This is a genomic window from Streptomyces sp. NA04227 (assembly GCF_013364195.1).
GTDB lineage: Bacteria > Actinomycetota > Actinomycetes > Streptomycetales > Streptomycetaceae > Streptomyces.
On the sequence record NZ_CP054918.1, the window covers coordinates 3,901,517 to 3,918,610 of the forward strand.

A 17,094-nucleotide genomic window follows, 5' to 3' on the forward strand; every position below is an offset into this window, starting at 1 on the left:
CACCATGGCCATGTCCCCCGCGCTCGTCTCCCCGCCGTCCTCGCGGTGGAGTCCGTCCGACTGGCGTGACCACCCGGCCGCCCAGCAGCCCGACTGGCCCGACCCGGGGCTGCTGCGGCGGATCCGCGCGCAGTTGGCCGGTGCGATGCCGCTGGTGCGCCCGCACGAGATCCTCGCGCTGCGCCGCTCGCTCGCGGCGGCCGCGCGCGGGGAGGCCTTCGTGGTCCAACTGGGCGACTGCGCCGAGACGTTCGACGAGCCCGCCTTCGCCGACGTCGCCGCCCGGGCCGGCCTGCTGCACGACCTCGCCAAGACCATCGGCTCCGCCCTGGACCGGCCGGTGATCCCCATCGGGCGGCTGGCGGGCCAGTACGCCAAGCCCCGCTCCTCGCCGACCGAGCGGGTCGGCGAGCTGCTGCTGCCCTCGTACCGGGGACACCTGGTGAACGACCCGGCACCGGACCTCGCCGCCCGGGTCCCGGACGCGATGCGGCTGTTGCGGGGCCACACGCACGCGCGGGCGGTGCTCGGCCTGCTGCGGGAGGTGGCCGCGTCCGGCATGGCGATGCCCGGCGCCCCGGCGGACGGCGCGCCCGCGGTGTGGACGAGCCACGAGGCGCTCGTACTCGACTACGAGGAGCCGCAGGTACGCCGCGACCCGGGCACCGGCCTGCTGTTCCTGACCTCCACCCACCTGCCCTGGATCGGTGCGCGCACCTGCGATCCCGACGGGGCGCACGTGCGGTTCCTGTCCGGGGTCGCGGGCCCGGTCGGCGTGAAGATCGGCCCCGCCACCGACCTGGGGACCCTCGCCGCGCTCTGCGGCCGCCTGGACCCGGACCGCGAGCCCGGCCGTCTCGTACTGATCTCGCGGATGGGGGCCGAGCGGGTACGCGAGACGCTGCCGCCGCTGGTGACCGAGGCCGCGCGGCTCGGCCACCCGGTGGTGTGGCTGTGCGATCCGGTGCACGGCAACACGTACACCGGCGCGACCGGGCACAAGACGCGGAACGTCGCCACCGTGGGCGCCGAGATCCGCGGCTTCTTCGAGGCCGTCCGCTCGGTCGGCGGCACCCCCGGCGGTCTCCACCTGGAGGCCACCCCGGCGGCGGTCACCGAGTGCGTCGGCGGCGCTGCCGGCCTCACCGAGCAGGATCTCCCGCGCCGCTACGAGACCGCCTGCGACCCGCGCCTCAACGGCTCCCAGACCACCGAAATCGGCGCGCTGACGGCCGAGTTGTGCGCGGGGACGGCAGGCCGGGGGTACTGAGCGCGGGCACATACGGCCGAGACGTACGGACCGATACGTACGGGCCGAGACGTACGGCTCCGGACCCCCCCCCACACAGACACAGACACCCACCCGCACATACCGATGCCGCCGGACCCGGAGTCCGGCGGCATCGGTATGTGTGAACCGTACGGTCAGGACCCCGTCGGCACCGAGTCCCGGTCCGCGTCCCGGTCTGAGTCCCGGTCCGGACGCGCGCCCCCCGCACCCGCCGGAGCGTCGGCGGCGGACGGCTCGGCGAGACCGGCGGGCAGCCACTCCAGCCACTTGGGCAGGTACCAGTTGGCCTCGCCCAACAGCCGCATGGTGGCGGGCAGCAGCACGATCCGGATCAGGGTCGCGTCGATCAGGACCGCGGTGGCCATGCCGACGCCGGACTCCTTCATGGACAGTTGCGGCAGCATGCCGAAGACGCCCGCGACGGCCACCATCACCACGGCGGCGCCGGTGACCGCCGAGGCCGAGCCGCGGATGCCCTGCTCGATGGCCTGGGTGGTGGGCAGCCCGCGGTCGTGGCCCTCACGGATCCGGCTGACGACGAAGACGTGGTAGTCCATCGACAGGCCGAAGAGGAACACGAACAGGAAGAGCGGCACCCACGAGGCGATGCCTCCGGTGCTGGTGAAGTCGAGCAGGCCCTCGCCCCAGCCGTGCTGGAAGACCAGCACCACGATGCCGTAGGCGGCGCCCACCGAAAGGAGGTTGAGGACCAGGGTGAAGCCCGCGATCACCACGGACCGGAACGAGACCAGCATGACCGCGAAGGTGAAGAACAGCACGAAGCCCGCCACCCACGGGGCCCGGTCCGAGAGGTTGGCGTTGGTGTCAACGGAGGCCGCGGTGGTGCCGCCGACCGCGACGTCGGCGCCGGGCATCGCGCCGAAGGTCTGCGGTACGACCTTGTCGCGCAGGGTCTCAAGAGCGCGTACGGACTTCTCGTTCGTACCGCTGCCCGCCAGGCCCACGGTCGCGACGGCGACCCGGCCGTCGTCCGAGAGGCGGTAGGTCACCGGGCCGCTCAGTCCCGGCGTGGAGTCGGCGGCCTTGGTGAAGCGGCTGCGCGCCTCCTCGCCCGCCGCGCCCTTCAGGCCGTCCGCCTTCACCACGACCTTGGCCGGGGTCGAGGAGCCGGGGAACGCCTTCTGGATCCGCTCGTAGGTCTGCAGGACCGGCATGCTCTCGGTGGGCAGGTCGCTGACGCCCGGGTCCGAGGTGTGCAGCGAGAAGGCCGGAACGACCAGGGCGGCAAGCGCGCCGCCGCACAGGACGAGGGAGACGGCCGGACGGCGCAGCACCGCGCCGAGCACCGATCCCCACATCCCGCGCCGGCCGGGTGCGCCCTCGGTGTTCTCTGCGCGCGTCCGCGGCAGCAGCGGCACCCGGCCCTTGTCGATCCGGTGGGCGAGCAGCGAGAGCATGGCGGGCAGCACGGTCACCGAGCCGAGCACGGCGACCGCCACCACGATGATCGTCGCCGTCGCCATCCCGTAGAAGATGCCGTTGTTGGAGAGGAAGAGACCGGCCAGGGAGACGATGACGGTCAGGCCCGAGACGATGACGGAGCGGCCGGAGGTGGCGGCGGCCGCGTTCACTGCGGCCTGTGTGCTGTTTCCGCGCGCCCGTTCCTCGCGCACCCTGCGGATGTAGAAGAGCGAGTAGTCGACGCCGACCGCGATGCCGATCAGGGACATCACGGAGCTGCCGTTCTGGTCGACGTGCACCAAGTGGCTGCTCAGGGTGAGCAGTCCGCCGGCCGCGACCACCGCGGTGAGGGCGAGGACGACCGGCAGCAGCGCGGCGACCAGGGCGCCGAAGGCCACCAGCAGGATGCCCAGGGTCACCGGGAAGGAGATCAGCTCGGCGTTGGTGTAGTCGGTGTGCAGCTTGTCGTCGTACTTGTGGGCGAAGGACGCCTCACCGAACTGCTCGGCGCGGATGCCGGGTTGGGCCTTGTCGGCCTTCGCCACCGCGTCCAGGACCGGCTGCACCTTCTTCTTGGCGTCGACGCTGTCGCCCGCCATGTCGAACTGCACCAGCGCACCGTGCCGGTCGGCCGAGATCGCCCCGGCACCGGCCGCATCGAGCGGCGACACCACGTCGCGCACCCGGCCGGTCGCCTCGATCCGCCGCACCACTTCGCCGACGACCGAGCGGAACGCCGCGGAGTCGGCCGTCTCGCGGTCGCTGTGGACGTACACGACCTCGTGCGCGGGAAGCGTCAGACCGGCGTCGTCCAGGATCTTCTCGGCGTGCCGGGCCTCCCCGTTGGTGAGCTCGGCGGGGGTCGGCTCCTGCTGGCCGACCGAGCCGCCGAGCACGGTGGCCACGACGACGAACGCCAGCCAGAGCAGTACGGCCGCCCATCGGTGCTCGGCGCTCCAGCGCCCGGCGGCCTGAGCGAGGCCTCGCCTTCTTGTCACGGTGTTCTCCTCCGTTGAGGGCCAGTCGGCTCCGAGTCGAGCCGCGCTGGGTCAGGAGGAGGCGGGTCCCGCGAACGTTCCGTGCGACTTCAACTGGGCCCGGCAGGGGACAAGTTCGGGAGACAAGTTCGAGCGAGTTGGCACCTCGGCGGAACCTTTGGCGCACACGGCGCCTCCTGACAGTCCGACCACTACACCGAACACCGCCTGGAGCCCCCGTGGAGACCGTGGAACACATCCCGCCCCTGCCCGAACTGGACGGCGTCCGCCACCACTACGTGGACGTGCGGGGCATCCGCCTGCACGTCGCGGAGGTGGGCCAAGGAGAGCCGGTGGTACTGCTGCACGGCTTCCCGCAGCACTGGTACGCCTGGCGGAAGCTGGTGCCGCTGCTCTCCGGGCACTACCGGCTGATCTGCGTCGACCAGCGCGGCTTCGGCTGGTCCGACGCGCCGCGCACGGGCTACGACACCGACACCAGGGTGGCCGACGTGCTCGGTCTGCTCGACGCGCTCGGCCTGGACCGGGTCCGGCTCATCGGGCACGACTGGGGCGCGTGGACCGGGTTCCACCTGTGCCTGAAGGCACCGGAGCGGGTCCGGCAGTACCTGGCGCTGAACATGATGCATCCCTGGCCGCTGCACCACCGGCTGATGCCGCAGTCCTGGCGGTTCTGGTACACGGCACTGCTCGAACAGCCGCTGCTGGGGCGCTGGATGCTGCGCAGCCGGCCCGGCTTCACTCGGTATCTGATGCGCAAGGGTGTCGTCGACCAGGCGGTGTGGACGCCGGAGGCGATGGACGGGTTCGTGAGCTCCAGTCAGGAGCCCGAGCGGGCCAGGGCGGGCGAAGCGCTGCACCGCGCCTTCGCGCTGCGCGACATCGCCAAGCTGGTCCTCGGCCGGTACAAGAAGCTGCGGCTCACCACCCCGACCGTCGTCCTCGCCGGTGAGCGGGACTTCATGCTGCCGCCGAGCGTGATCACCGAGGCGGGCAAGCACGCCGACGCACTGCGCGTCCAGGTCGTACCCGGCTGCGGCCACTACCTCCACGAGGAGCGCCCCGACGTCGTGGCCGAAGCGGCGACGGCCCTCTTCGCCGACCCGCGCTGACCCGGCGCCGGGCAACCGGCACCGGCATCCGGCGGCTCAACTCCCGGCCCGCGTACGCCCCTTGGGGAACGTACGCGGGCCGTGGTGTCTCGGCGGTGGTGTCCTGGCGCGGCCGTACGGGCGAAGGCGCGGGAAGCATCGCGGGCGACGACGCGCACGGCGGCGCGCGGAGGACGACCCTCCGGAAGTTTGTCAAATTCGTGGGGAGTGCATCGCCCCATCGCCCCCTCTTGTCTCATGCCGGACGCTCCCGGACCACGGCGAGCGACCCCGGCCCTTCCCCCCGCATTCGCACAGCCTCACCAAGGCGCGCTTTGCGCTGCCCGCACATCACCGCCAGGCCAGGCAAGCCGAGCAAAGGGAACAGGAATGCCCGACATATCAGCACTGAAGCTCGACGACATCCCCCAGCCGACCGCCGCGCTCGGGATCCTTCCGACCATCGCGGCGGAGAAGCACCCCGATACGCCGTTCCTCTCCGACACTCCCTGGCGTACGTACGACCGGCCGGTCCGCAACTTCGCCGAGTTCGCCGTGGCCATCGACGACTACGCCGACCGGCTGTGGGCCGGGGGGATCCGCCACGGGGACGTCGTCGCCGTCGTCCAGCGCAACCACATCGAGGTCGAGGCCGTGATGTGCGCCCTCGGCAAGATCGGCGCGCTGCCCGCCCTGCTGTCCTCCGCGATGGAGACCGGCGAGCTCCTGGAGTGCTTCGCCCGGCTCGACAACCCCTACCTCCTGGTGGACTCCTTCGGTCTGTCCCGGCTGACCGAGCACCAGCACGCGCTGCGGCGCCTGACCCGCAACGTGCTGTGCCTGGAGGAGAGCGCCGAGAACTGGGTCGTACCGCTCCAGGACCGGCTCGCGCACCGCGCCGACCCGCGCGACGAGGACGAGTGGTTCGTCATCACGCACTCCTCGGGCACCACCGGCGCGCCCAAGATGGCGGCGCACTCCACGCGTTCGCTGTTCGGCATGGTCGCCCCGATGATCATGATCTTCCGCGACCAGTACTCGCCGCAGGACCTGAACGCCAAGCACCTGTCCTTCGTGCACGCCCGCACCTGCGCCGGGACACTCGCCTCGCTGGAGACCGGCATGCCCGGCCTCGCGATCGCCGACCCGGACCCGGCCAACGTCAAGCGCCTGATGCTTCAGCACCGCCCGACGTCCATCGAGACCCACCCGAACGTCTACATCCAGTGGGAGTCCCTGGCCCACGACCCGGACCGCCCCTTCCAGCACATCGAGCGGTTCATCTCCACCTTCGACGCGATGCACCCGCGGACCGTACGCACCCTCCTGAACGCCTCCGAACACCCGCGCGCGCACTACTTCCAGGCGTACGGCCAGACCGAGTCCGGCCCCATCTGCCTGCGCATCGTCACCCGCGAGGAGTCGGCCGACTACTCGCCGCGCAACGTCGGCCACGTCGGCGGCGGCATGGAGATGCGCATCGTCGACGGCGACGGGGTCCCGCAGCCGCCGAACACGCCGGGCCTCATCGAGACCCGCTCGCCGGGCCGGATGCGCGGGTACGTCGGCGGCGACGCCATGCCGCCGGAGGACTCCTGGTGGCCCATGGGCGACATCGGCCGTCTCCTCGACGACGGTTCGCTGGAGCTCCTGGACCGCACCGTCGAGCATGTCGACGGCGTCGGCAGCCTCCTGGAAAAAGAGGACCACCTGCTCGAAGCCATGCCGGAACTCGTCGAACTGGTCCTGGTCAAGGACGAGGACGACAGCTCCGTGTTCGCCGTGGCCTGTCCGCGCGCGGGCACCACACCCGACCCGGAGCGGCTGCGCGCCGCGGCCGCCGAGGCCGGGCTGCCCGGCCTTGAGGTCCGCTTCTGGGAGTGGGAGGCCATGCCGCTGACCGGCTCGTACAAGGTCCGCCGGTCCGTGCTGCGCCGCATGCTCTCGCGCCGTATCCAGCGCAAGGCCACCGCACGGAAGGACGCCTGATCCCATGACGACGCACCTCTGGCACGAACTCGCCCGCGGTCTGCGTGAGGACACCCTGCTGCACACGCCCTCCCGGTCGGCCGAACCGGTCACCGGCGCCGCCCTGTTCGACCGCGCCGAGCGCACCGCGGGCGCCGTGCTCACGGCCTGCGACGGCCGCGCCCCGCGCCGGGTCGGCCTGCTGATGGCCAACGGCGAACCGTGGGTGCGCGGGCTGCTCGCCGCGCTCCGCCTGGACGCCGCGACCGTGCCGCTCGCACTGCCGGTCGCCTTCGGCGGCGCCGACGCCTACGCCGCGCACGTACGGCGCATCGCCGAGGACGCCTCGCTGGACGCGATGCTCGTCGACGGCAGCCTCGGCAGCCGCGTCGTCGCCCGGGTCGCCGAGGCCCTGCCGGGCCTGCCGTTCGTCGACATCGCCGAACCGCCCGCCACCCGCGCGGCGCTGCCCGCACCGTCCGGCGGCGGCGACGCCCTCGCGGTCATCCAGTACACCTCCGGCAGCACGTCGGCGCCCAAGGGCGTCATGGCCAGCCACCACAACATCTCGGCCGGGCTCGACGCGATCGAGGCCGGTACCCGCTGGAAGCCCGAGGACCGGCTCGGCCAATGGCTGCCGCTCTTCCACGACATGGGCCTGTTCACGATGCTCGCCGCGCTGCGGATGGGCTCGACGATCACCCTGTGGCAGCCCGGCGACTTCGTGCGCCGCCCCATGCAGTGGCTGTCCGAGTTCGCCGCGTCCCGCTCCTCGATCCAGCCCGCCCCGAACTTCTTCTACGACTACCTCGTCGCGGCCGCCGCCAAGGGCATCCCCGAGGGCCTGGACCTGTCCGCCTGGCGCTACGGCGGCAACGGCTCCGAACCGGTGCGCCGCCCCAGCCTGGAGGCGTTCCAGAAGACCTTCGCCCCGTACGGCCTGCGTCCCCAGGTCGTGCAGCCCAACTACGGCCTCGCCGAAGCCACGTTGATCGTCAGCACCGGCGTGCCCGAGTCCGAGTACCGCAGCCTGGAGGTCGAGCGCGCCAGCCTGTCGCTGGGCGAACGCGTCACCGAGGCCGCCGGGGCCGGGCCCACCACGCGCACCGTCGTCTCCTGCGGCGCCCCCGTCACGGGCGTCGAGGTGCGCATCCGCGACGCCGACGGCACCCCGCTGGAGCAGGGCGTCGTCGGCGAGGTGCTGATCGGCGGCAAGCCGGTGACCTCCGGGTACCTCGGACTGCCCGCCGCACAGCAGCCGCTCACGGCTGACGGGATGCTGCGCACCGGCGACATCGGCTTCCTGTACGACGGCGAGCTGTACGTCATGGGCCGTCTGAAGGCGATGGCCGTGGTGCGCGGCCAGAACTACTACGCCGAGGACGTCGAGGAGATCGTCAAGTCCACCCCGGGAGTCGACCGCAGGCACTGCGCCGCGTTCGCCTGGGAGGGCGACGGTGAGGAGCGCATGGTCGTGATCTGGGAGACGAAGCTCGACGCCGACACCGCACGGGCCGTCGGCGAGGCCATCCGCACCCGCCTGTCCGAACAACTCGGCCTGGCCGCCGTGGAGACCCTTCCGGTCTCCCCGCAGTCCCTCCCCTTCACCAGCTCCGGCAAGGTCAAGCGCTCCGGCGCGGCCGACCTCTACCGGCAGCACACGTCCGCCTCGGCTTCGGCCTCTTCTTCGACCACCACTTTGGAAGGACAGCACTCGTGAGCGTCAACGCGACCCTGGACATCGTTGTAGGGGCCCTGGCCACGCAGGCATCGGTCGCCACCTCGTCCATCGACCCCGACAAGCCGCTGTCGGCCGTACCGGGCATCGAGTCCGTGAAGGCCCTGCGCGCCATCACCGAGATCGAGGACGAGTGCGACGTCGTCATCCCGGACGACTTCCTCTTCGAGAGCGCCACCGTGCGCGAACTCGCCGACTTCGTGGCGAAGTTGATCCGGGAGGGCAGCACCATATGACCGCGGACACCGCAGCGCCCCACGCGCTGGTCGGCGCGCTCGACCGGTTCAAGGTCGCGCCGCCGGACGTGGCCCGCTACGACACCGACACCGCGACGGCCGCGCGCGCCCTGCGCGCCGAACCCGAGCAGGTCGCCCGGCTCGCCGCCGAAGGCCTGCCGCACCTGGTCGACAGCGCGCGCGGGCCGCTGTTCGACTACGACGACCTGATGAACATCGGCATGTTCTGCGGAACCGGCCAGACCGTGCCCGAACTCGGCCTGCGCTTTCTGATGCGGTTCGCCGCCTCACCGCGCGCGAGCTGGTTCGCGCCCCGCGACTGGGAGGTCGGCGTGCACCCCTCCCGCACACCCGGCGGCGAGGGAGCGGAGGCCCCCGCCGCCGAGGATGAGCGGCTGGACGTGACCGTCCGGGTTCCCGATCTCGCCGCGCCCGGTGTGGAGTTGCTGGAGGGCGGACCGTTCGACGAGCCGCTGGCCACCAACGGCTACCGGGCCGCCGTCCGGCTCACCGGCGCCGAGCACACGGTGCGCGATCCGCGGATCCACCTTGTCTGGGACGAGGTCGTCGCCGAACTCGCCTCGCACCGCGTCATCTACCAGACGGTCCCCGAGCCGCTGCGCACCGACCACCACCGCGCGTGGGAACTCGGCGTCGCCGACTGCGTGGTCGCCGCCCGGCTGCTCGCCGACCGGCTGCGCGCGGTGGGCTTGGAGGCGAGGGCGCGGCGCGGCTATCTGCTCGGCCTGTTCGGCAGCGACCACGCCTGGTGCGACGTCGTCGAGGACGGCGTGCACAAGTCGCTCGACCCGGTGTTCGCCTTCGTCGCCACCGTCGGCGACGAGCGCGGCGTCGCCAAGTCCCCCGAGTTCGCCGCCGCCTGCTTCGGCAGCCGCTTCAACCGGCTGCTGCCGTGCCGTACGGACAGCGCCGAGCCTCTCGTGTACTTCGACGCCGAGCCCGCCCCGTACTGGGCGATGGTCGGCGTCGGCGCCCGGCCGAGGAGGACCGTATGACCACCGCCCATGCCCCGAGGGACGTACGCGCCCTGATCAAGCAGGGGCTGGAGCACCCGTCCCTGCTCGACCGCATCGGTGACGACGACGACTTCGCCGAGGCGGGCATCGGCTCGGGCGAGGTGATCAGGATCGCGCTGAGCCTGGAGGAGGAGCTCGCCCGGCCGCTCGGCGACGAGGAGCTGCTCGGTCTCTCCTCGGTGAACGCCGTCGCCGCACTGCTCGCCGCGAAGGAGGCCGTCTGAGATGTGGCTCGACAATGTGATCCGCCGCGGCCTGGACCGCGACCCCGCCGCGCTCGCCCTGCGCGACACCCGGCGTGACGTCGACTGGCGCACCCTGCACCGCGAGATGCGGGCGCTGGCCTGCCGGCTGCGGCACGAGACGCTGCCCGGCAGCCGGGTCCTGGTGCTCAGCGGCAACCGCGTCGAGGTCCTGGAGACCTATCTCGCCTGCGCCGCCGCGGGCCTGGTCGCCGTGCCCGTCAACCCGGCGCTGACCGACCCCGAGATCGCCGCGATCATGGAGTCCGTCGAGCCGTCGGCGGCGATCGCCGAGGAGACGTACGCGGCGCGGCTCGGCGACCTGTACCCCGGCCTGCCCGTCACCGACATCGCGACCCTGGCCGACCTGCCCGACGAGGACGAGGAGTGCGCGGGCAAGACGGGCAGCGGCCTCGGCGACCCGGTGCTGATCCTGCACACCTCGGCAACGACCGGGCGGGCCAAGGGAGTTGTGGTCGACCAGCGCTCGCTGGCGACCAACGCCCTGTCCTGGCTCGCCGATGTCCGCCCGGAGCCGGACACCGCGTTCCTCAACGCCGGGCCGCTCTTCCACGGCAGCGTCGTGATCGCCCTGGACCATCTGGCGGCGGGCGGCACGGTCTGTGTACTGGACCGCTTCACCCCGCAGGGCTGCCTGGCCGCCCTGGAGCGCTGGGAGGTGGCGCACGCCTTCCTCGTACCGTCCATGGTCCGGCTGCTGCTCCGGACCAGGGGCCTGGCCGACACCGATCTGTCCAAGCTGCGGCTGCTGCTGCACGGCGCCGCCCCGATGCCCGCCGAACTCGCCGCGGAGGCGAGCGAGCGCCTCGGCGTCGAACTCCAGACCATCTTCGGGATCACCGAGGGCGGCGGCCCCGTCCTCACGCTCCGCCCCGGCACCGAGACCGGTGAACCCCCGGTACCCGGAGCCGTCTGCGTCGGTGTGCCGATGCTCGGCGCCGGGCTGCGCGTCACCGACTCCGAGGGGCGGGAGGTGCCCACCGGCGTCATCGGGGAGATCCAGGTCAGCGGCGACGGCCTGATGCAGACCTACTGGAAGAACGCCGAGGCCACCGGTGGGGTCCTGCGCGAGGGCTGGCTCAACACCCACGACCTCGGCTGCGTCGACGCGAACCGCCTGGTCTGGGTCGTCGACCGGCGCAACGACCTGATCCTGCGGGGCGGGCAGAACGTCTACCCCGCCGAGATCGAGCACGTGCTGCGGCAGTCCCCGAACGTCGCCGACGTCGTGGTGGTCCCGCTCGCCTCGGACCTGTGGGGCCAGACGCCGGTGGCCTTCGTCCAGCCCACGCCCGAGGGCGAGTTCGACTCCGACGAGCTGCTCCAGCTCTGTATCGACGGCCTCGCGCCGTACAAGCGCCCCACCCACTTCCTGCCCGTGGAGCGCATCCCGCGCAACCCGGCGGGCAAGGCGCTGCGCACCAGCCTGCGCGAGAGGGCCCACCAGACGCTCGTCGCCGACAGGGAGCAGTGAGCATGACCACCACCGACTACACCCGCCCCGAGGTCCTCACCGACCTCGCCGGCCAGTGGGCCGTCCCGATGCGGGGCAACGCCGTCATCCAGTGGGACTACGACCAGCGCAACGACAAGCTCGTCCGGCTGTACAAGCAGGGCAAGCAGCGCCAGTGGGACATGGACGAGCGGCTCGACTGGGACCACGAGACCGACCCCGAGGACCCGCTCGGCCTGCCCGACGAGTTCATCTCCATCGCCGGATCCACGCTGTGGGACCGGCTGCCGGAGAGCGAGCGCAGCGTCGTGCGCCGCCACAGCAGCGGCTGGCTGTACTCGCAGTTCCTGCACTCCGAGCAGGCCGCGCTGATCGCCGTCGGCAAGATCCTGCTCACCGTCGAGGACCTCGACTCCAAGATGTACGCGGCCACCCAGCTCATGGACGAGGCCCGGCACGTGGAGGGCTTCAACCGCTTCCTGCACACCAAGATCGGCCTCAGGTACGGGCTCTCCCCGTCGATCGCCGCCATGTTCGAGCAGGCGATGCGCGAACCGCGCTGGGACTTCGGCGTGCTGGCCGCGCACATCCTCGTCGAGAACATGGGCCTGGCCACCTTCGGCGTGCACCGCGACCGGCTGAAGGACCCGCTGGCACGGGCGTTCAGCGCGTACGTGGCCCGCGACGAGGCCCGGCACGTGGCCTTCGGACGGCTGCTGCTGCGCGCGTACTACCCGCAGCTGTCCGCGGCGGAGCTCAAGGACCGCGAGGACTTCGTGGTCGAGGGCTGCTGGGCGCTGCGCGACCGGTACGTCGACGACGAGATCTGGAACACCCTGGGCTACGGCGAGGAGGCCATCAAGGCGTCCCGGCGCTCGCCCGCCAAGCGGGAGTTCCGGCGTCTGGTCTTCATGCGGATCGTGCCCGGCCTGAAGGAGATCGGGATGTTCGGGCCGCGGGTGCAGGAGGCGCTGGCCAAGATGGGCGTCCTTGGCTTCCAGGAGGTCGACGAGGAGGCGCTGCGCGCGCTGGACGACAAGGCGGCCGTGGACGCCCTGACCCAGCACGAGATGGAGCTGCGCCGCCGCGACATCGGACAGGTCGTCGACCTCGGCCGCGCCGCCGCCGAGTCCGGCGACGCGACGCCCACCACCCCCTGAACCGGGCCGCCGCCGCGGGGGCGGCATCCCCCGGCTCCCGCCGCGGCGGCGGCCCCTGTGCGCCGGTCCGCACGAGGGTGCGGACCGGCCCTCGTACCGCGCGGGCCGTGCGCACCTGCTGCCGCATTCCTGCCGCATCTTGGCCGCACTTCTGCCGCATTTCCGCCCATGGGGAGAGACACGCATGCTTGAAACCACCCAGCCACCTGCTCGTGCGACCAGGCTGCGCGGGATCGCACCGGCCGGAGCCGACACCAGTGGCCGCCGGGTGCTGGCCGGTCTGGCCGACGGCACGATCCCCGGGCCGCCCGCGGCCCGCACCCTCACCCTGCCGCCCGCGACCTCGTGGCTGCCGGGCCTTATCACCTGCGAGACCACGTTCGAACAGGAGCTGACGCTCACTCCCGGAGTCGTCTTCGGCGGCTGGCTCGCCTGCCTGGTCGACCACTTCGCGGGCCTGGTGATGCTCTCCGCGATCCCGGACCCCTCCGGCTTCCTGACCGCCGGGCTCTCGGTCGAGTACCACGCCCCACTGGTGCCCGGACCCGTCACCATCGAGACGGAGCTGACCAGTTGCACCACCCGGCGTGCCGTGGCCGAGGTCCGCTTCGTCCAGTACGGGACCCACGCCTGCACCGGAACCGTGGAGCAGATCATCCACCGCAGGACACCTGGCGCCGAGCGTGCGCAGGCCCTCCTGGGGGCGGGTGAGCCGCGTGCGTGACAGCGAACTCGACCAGGAACACCGGGACTTCCAGGCCATGGTGCGCGATTTCGTCGCGCGCGAGATCGTGCCGCGCCACCCCGCCTGGGAGCGCGCCGGACTGGTCGACCGCGATGTGTGGCGCACCGCGGGCAAGCTCGGCCTGCTCGGCATCGACGTACCCGAGGAGTACGGCGGCGCGGGCGTGCGCGACTTTCGCTACCAGGTCCTGATCAGCGAGGAGATCATGCGCGTCGGGGCGACGGGCATCGGCTTCGCGCTGCACAACGACGTGGTCGCGCCCTACCTCCTCGACCTCGCCACCGAGGAGCAGAAGCGGCGCTGGCTGCCGGGGTTCTGCTCCGGCGAGCTGATCACCGCCATCGCGATGACCGAGCCGGAGGCGGGCAGCGACCTCCAGGCCATCCGTACCACCGCGTTCCGCGACGGCGACGACTACGTACTCAAGGGCGCCAAGACGTTCATCACCAACGGCGTCCACGCCGACCTGGTCCTGGTGGTGGCCAGGACCCAGCCGGGGCAGGGCGCGCGCGGTCTGAGCCTGCTCGTGGTCGAGCGCGGGATGCCCGGCTTCACCCGGGGCCGCAAGCTGGAGAAGATCGGCATGGCCGCGCAGGACACCGCCGAGCTGTTCTTCGACGACGTCCGGGTCCCGGCCGCCAATCTGCTCGGCAGGCCGGGTCGCGCCTTCCTGCACCTCGCGGCCAACCTCCCGCAGGAACGCCTGGGCATCGCCGCCTACGCGGTGGCCGCCGCCGAGACCGCCTTCGCCCAGACCCTGGACTACTGCAAAACCCGCACCGCCTTCGGCCGGAAGATCGGCGCGTTCCAGCACGTCCGCTTCGAACTGGCCGAGATGGCAACGGAGTTGGACGTGGCCCGCACCTACGTCGACCGGGCCGTCGCCGAGCACAACGCGGGGCGCCTGGACGCCGTCGCCGCCGCCAAGGCCAAGTGGTGGGCCACCGACGTACAGCGCAGGGTGCTCGACCGCTGCGTCCAACTGCACGGCGGCTACGGCTTCATGCGCGAGACCCCGGTGGCCAAGGCCTTCGTCGACAACCGCGTGCACCCCATCTACGGCGGTACGAACGAGATCATGAAGGAGATCATCGGTCGCGACCTCGGCGTCTGACCGCCCGGCGCCCTGCCCGGCGCCGCCTCATGGTGCCCCGCCGTCCGCTCCCCGTCGGACCCCGGCCGCCCCGCACCTCCTCACATCCGGCACGTCCTCACCTTCGGCGCCCGGCTCTCCCCGCGAGCTACGCGCCCCCCTTCTCAGCGAAACGGATACCCAGTGAGCGAAAGGCAGCCCGAAGTCAGCGTCATCGGCGTCCTCAGTACCGGCGACCCGACGCAGGAGGACCCCATCACGACGGCAACCACACACCGGTGGACGACCCCGGTCGGCCTGCGGGTGGCGCGCCACACCGAGCCGCTGACGATGCGGCGCGCCGAGGCCGAACTGGCCCTGGTGGAAGACACCTTGGACAAGCGGCGGGGGCTGCTCCTCTCGGGCCGCTGCGACCAGCCCGGCCGCTACCGGCCGCACGACCTCGGTCACACGGACCCGCCCGTCGAACTGACCGCCGACGCGCACGGCGTACGCGTGCGCGCGCTGAACGAGCGCGGCCGCGTCCTGCTGCCCGCGCTCGCCGCCGCCCTGGTCCCGGGCGGGGCGGTGTGGGACGAGGCCGCGGGCATCGTCACGGTCGGCCTCGGCGCCGCGCACCCCGGCGAGCGGCCGGTCAGCGAGGAGAAGCGCACCCGCCGGCCCTCCGTCTTCTCCCTGCTGCGCACCCTCGTCGGCGCCCTGGCCGGACCGCGCGGCGATCTCTGGGGCCTGTACGGGGCGTTCGGCTACGACCTCGCCTTCGGCTTCGACCCCGTACCGCTGCACCAGGACCGCGATCCGCACGACCGCACCCTCGTACTGCACCTGCCGGACCGCATCCTGCACCTCGACCGGCAGCGCGGCACCGCCGCCCTGCACAGCTACGAGTTCTCCTACGCCGGACACCTCACCGCGGGCCTGCCGCGCAGGACCCCTCCGGCGCCGTGCGCGCCCCCGGCCGAACCGAAGTCCCGCCGCGACCACCCGCCGGGCGCGTACGCCGAACTCGTCCGCCGCGCCAAGGAGCGCTTCCGCACCGGCGACCTGTTCGAGGTGGTGCCCGGCCAGAGCTTCCGCCGCCCCGTCGGCGCCCCGCCGTCGGAGATCTTCCGCAGGCTGCGCACCCGCAACCCGGCGCCGTACGGCCTGCTGATGAACCTCGCCGAGGGCGAGCACCTGGTGGGGGCCTCGCCGGAGATGTTCGTCCGCGTCGATCCGAAGGCGCGCACGGTCGAGTCCTGCCCGATCAGCGGCACCATCGCCCGCGGCCGCGACCCGCTGGAGGACGCCGAGCAGATCCGCACCCTGCTCGGCTCCGCCAAGGAGGAGTCCGAACTGACGATGTGCACGGACGTGGACCGCAACGACAAGGCCCGGGTGTGCGTGCCCGGCTCGGTCGAGGTCCTGGCCCGCCGTCAGATAGAGCCGTACTCGCGCCTCATCCACACCGTCGACCACGTACGCGGCCGCCTGCGCCCCGACCGGGACGCCCTCGACGCGTTCCTCACCCACATGTGGGCGGTCACCGTCACCGGCGCTCCCAAACGGGCCGCCATCGCCTTCGTCGAGGAGCACGAGCGCAGCCCGCGCCGCTGGTACGGCGGCGCGGTCGGCCGGATCGGCTTCGACGGCGCCCTGGAGACCGCGCTCACCCTGCGCACCGTCCAGATCCGCGACGGCGTCGCCACGGTACGGGCGGGCGCGACGCTGCTGTTCGACTCCGACCCGCGGGCGGAGGAGGCCGAGACCGAACTGAAGGCGTCCGCCTTGCTCGACGCGGTGGAGAACGCCGGGGGCGGAGGTGTCGGCGGTGGCGATGGTGACGGTGGTGTCGGCGGTGACGGGGGTGACTCCGCCGGGGCCGGGCGCGAGGGCCCGGCGCGGGGCGCGCGAGGTGGTGCGGGGCGCCGTGCGGGACACGGTGGCGGGCTCCGCGCGGGCGACGGCGCCGCGGAGTCCGGCCGTCCCCCACGGGTACTGCTCGTGGACCACCAGGACTCCTTCGTCCACATGCTCGCCGACTATCTGCGCCAGGCGGGCGCCGAGGTGGTCACCTACCGCGCGGGCTTCCCGCCCGCGCTCCTCGACGACGAGAACCCCGATCTGCTCGTCCTCTCACCGGGGCCCGGCCGCCCGTCCGACTTCGGCCTGTCCGGCGTCCTGGACACGGCACTGCTGCACGGGCTGCCGGTGTTCGGCGTCTGCCTCGGACTCCAGGGCATCGTGGAGTACTTCGGCGGCACCCTCGGCACCCTCCCGCTCCCCGTGCACGGCAAACCCTCACCCGTCGAGGTGGTCGACGGCGGCGGCACGGTCTTCCGCGGCCTGCCCGCCCGCTTCCGCGCCGGGCGCTACCACTCCCTGTACGCCGACCCGCGGACCCTGCCCGCCGACCTGAAGGTGACGGCCCGCACCGCCGACGGCACGGTCATGGGCATCGAACACCGCACCCTGCCGGTCGCGGCCGTCCAGTTCCACCCCGAGTCGATCATGACGGCGGCGGACGGCGCGGGCCACCGCCTGATCGCCAACGCCGTCGCGGGCCTCGGGCGGCCCGTACCGGCCGGGGTCGCGACTGCGGGCGGGACCCGGTGAGCGG

At 72.5% G+C, this 17,094-nt stretch carries 13 protein-coding genes; 12 read left to right on the plus strand and 1 reads right to left on the minus strand.

The features are described from left to right. The first annotated feature begins 4 nt into the window (after positions 1-4). Positions 5-1,270, plus strand: coding sequence for a 3-deoxy-7-phosphoheptulonate synthase (locus HUT18_RS16585; RefSeq protein WP_254878642.1), 1,266 nt, complete (start codon positions 5-7; stop codon positions 1,268-1,270). 155 nt (positions 1,271-1,425) lie between these two features. On the opposite strand, the gene HUT18_RS16590 is transcribed toward HUT18_RS16585, so the two are convergent. Beyond that, complete coding sequence (locus tag HUT18_RS16590) at positions 1,426-3,711, minus strand: MMPL family transporter (RefSeq protein ID WP_176101424.1); 2,286 nt, start codon at positions 3,709-3,711, stop codon at positions 1,426-1,428. Between the two features lie 218 nt (positions 3,712-3,929). On the opposite strand from HUT18_RS16590, the gene HUT18_RS16595 reads away from it, so the two are divergent. The 11 genes from HUT18_RS16595 (at position 3,930) to HUT18_RS33290 (ending at position 17,090) form a co-directional block, all read left to right on the plus strand. Further along, positions 3,930-4,823, plus strand: a complete 894-nt coding sequence (locus tag HUT18_RS16595) for an alpha/beta fold hydrolase (RefSeq protein ID WP_176101425.1) — start codon at positions 3,930-3,932, stop codon at positions 4,821-4,823. Between the two features lie 369 nt (positions 4,824-5,192). Then, positions 5,193-6,791: a class I adenylate-forming enzyme family protein gene (locus HUT18_RS16600; protein ID WP_176101426.1), complete on the plus strand. Its 1,599-nt coding sequence runs from the start codon at positions 5,193-5,195 to the stop codon at positions 6,789-6,791. A gap of 4 nt (positions 6,792-6,795) precedes the next feature. Then, the gene (locus HUT18_RS16605; protein WP_176101427.1) at positions 6,796-8,490 is read left to right on the plus strand and encodes an AMP-binding protein; all 1,695 of its coding nucleotides are present in this window, start codon (positions 6,796-6,798) and stop codon (positions 8,488-8,490) included. Then, complete coding sequence (locus tag HUT18_RS16610) at positions 8,487-8,744, plus strand: acyl carrier protein (RefSeq protein WP_176101428.1); 258 nt, start codon at positions 8,487-8,489, stop codon at positions 8,742-8,744. The genes HUT18_RS16605 and HUT18_RS16610 overlap by 4 nt, the downstream gene beginning before the upstream one ends. After that, the gene (locus HUT18_RS16615; RefSeq protein WP_176101429.1) at positions 8,741-9,760 is read left to right on the plus strand and encodes a transglutaminase domain-containing protein; all 1,020 of its coding nucleotides are present in this window, start codon (positions 8,741-8,743) and stop codon (positions 9,758-9,760) included. Before HUT18_RS16610 ends, HUT18_RS16615 begins: the two co-directional genes overlap by 4 nt. After that, positions 9,757-10,005, plus strand: coding sequence for an acyl carrier protein (locus HUT18_RS16620; protein WP_176101430.1), 249 nt, complete (start codon positions 9,757-9,759; stop codon positions 10,003-10,005). Before HUT18_RS16615 ends, HUT18_RS16620 begins: the two co-directional genes overlap by 4 nt. A gap of 1 nt (position 10,006) precedes the next feature. Then, positions 10,007-11,518: a class I adenylate-forming enzyme family protein gene (locus HUT18_RS16625; RefSeq protein WP_176101431.1), complete on the plus strand. Its 1,512-nt coding sequence runs from the start codon at positions 10,007-10,009 to the stop codon at positions 11,516-11,518. A gap of 2 nt (positions 11,519-11,520) precedes the next feature. Continuing rightward, positions 11,521-12,657: a ferritin-like domain-containing protein gene (locus HUT18_RS16630; RefSeq protein ID WP_176101432.1), complete on the plus strand. Its 1,137-nt coding sequence runs from the start codon at positions 11,521-11,523 to the stop codon at positions 12,655-12,657. A gap of 184 nt (positions 12,658-12,841) precedes the next feature. Beyond that, positions 12,842-13,381 carry a PaaI family thioesterase gene (locus HUT18_RS16635; protein ID WP_176101433.1) on the plus strand — a complete coding sequence of 180 codons (540 nt, stop codon included), beginning with the start codon at positions 12,842-12,844 and terminating at the stop codon, positions 13,379-13,381. Beyond that, positions 13,374-14,516 carry an acyl-CoA dehydrogenase family protein gene (locus tag HUT18_RS16640; RefSeq protein WP_176101434.1) on the plus strand — a complete coding sequence of 381 codons (1,143 nt, stop codon included), beginning with the start codon at positions 13,374-13,376 and terminating at the stop codon, positions 14,514-14,516. Before HUT18_RS16635 ends, HUT18_RS16640 begins: the two co-directional genes overlap by 8 nt. A gap of 162 nt (positions 14,517-14,678) precedes the next feature. Beyond that, a complete protein-coding gene (locus tag HUT18_RS33290; protein WP_217710498.1) occupies positions 14,679-17,090 on the plus strand; it encodes an anthranilate synthase component I in 2,412 nt (803 codons plus the stop codon). Positions 17,091-17,094 lie beyond the last annotated feature (4 nt).

Bases quoted from the DNA above. Each gene is read 5' to 3' on its own strand.
- HUT18_RS16635 (WP_176101433.1), top strand. From the start codon at position 12,842: ATGCTTGAAACCACCCAGCCACCTGCTCGTGCGACCAGGCTGCGCGGG.
- HUT18_RS16625 (WP_176101431.1), top strand. From the start codon at position 10,007: ATGTGGCTCGACAATGTGATCCGCCGCGGCCTGGACCGCGACCCCGCC.
- HUT18_RS16630 (WP_176101432.1), top strand. From the start codon at position 11,521: ATGACCACCACCGACTACACCCGCCCCGAGGTCCTCACCGACCTCGCC.
- HUT18_RS16600 (WP_176101426.1), top strand. From the start codon at position 5,193: ATGCCCGACATATCAGCACTGAAGCTCGACGACATCCCCCAGCCGACC.
- HUT18_RS16585 (WP_254878642.1), top strand. From the start codon at position 5: ATGGCCATGTCCCCCGCGCTCGTCTCCCCGCCGTCCTCGCGGTGGAGT.
- HUT18_RS16620 (WP_176101430.1), top strand. From the start codon at position 9,757: ATGACCACCGCCCATGCCCCGAGGGACGTACGCGCCCTGATCAAGCAG.
- HUT18_RS16605 (WP_176101427.1), top strand. From the start codon at position 6,796: ATGACGACGCACCTCTGGCACGAACTCGCCCGCGGTCTGCGTGAGGAC.
- HUT18_RS16615 (WP_176101429.1), top strand. From the start codon at position 8,741: ATGACCGCGGACACCGCAGCGCCCCACGCGCTGGTCGGCGCGCTCGAC.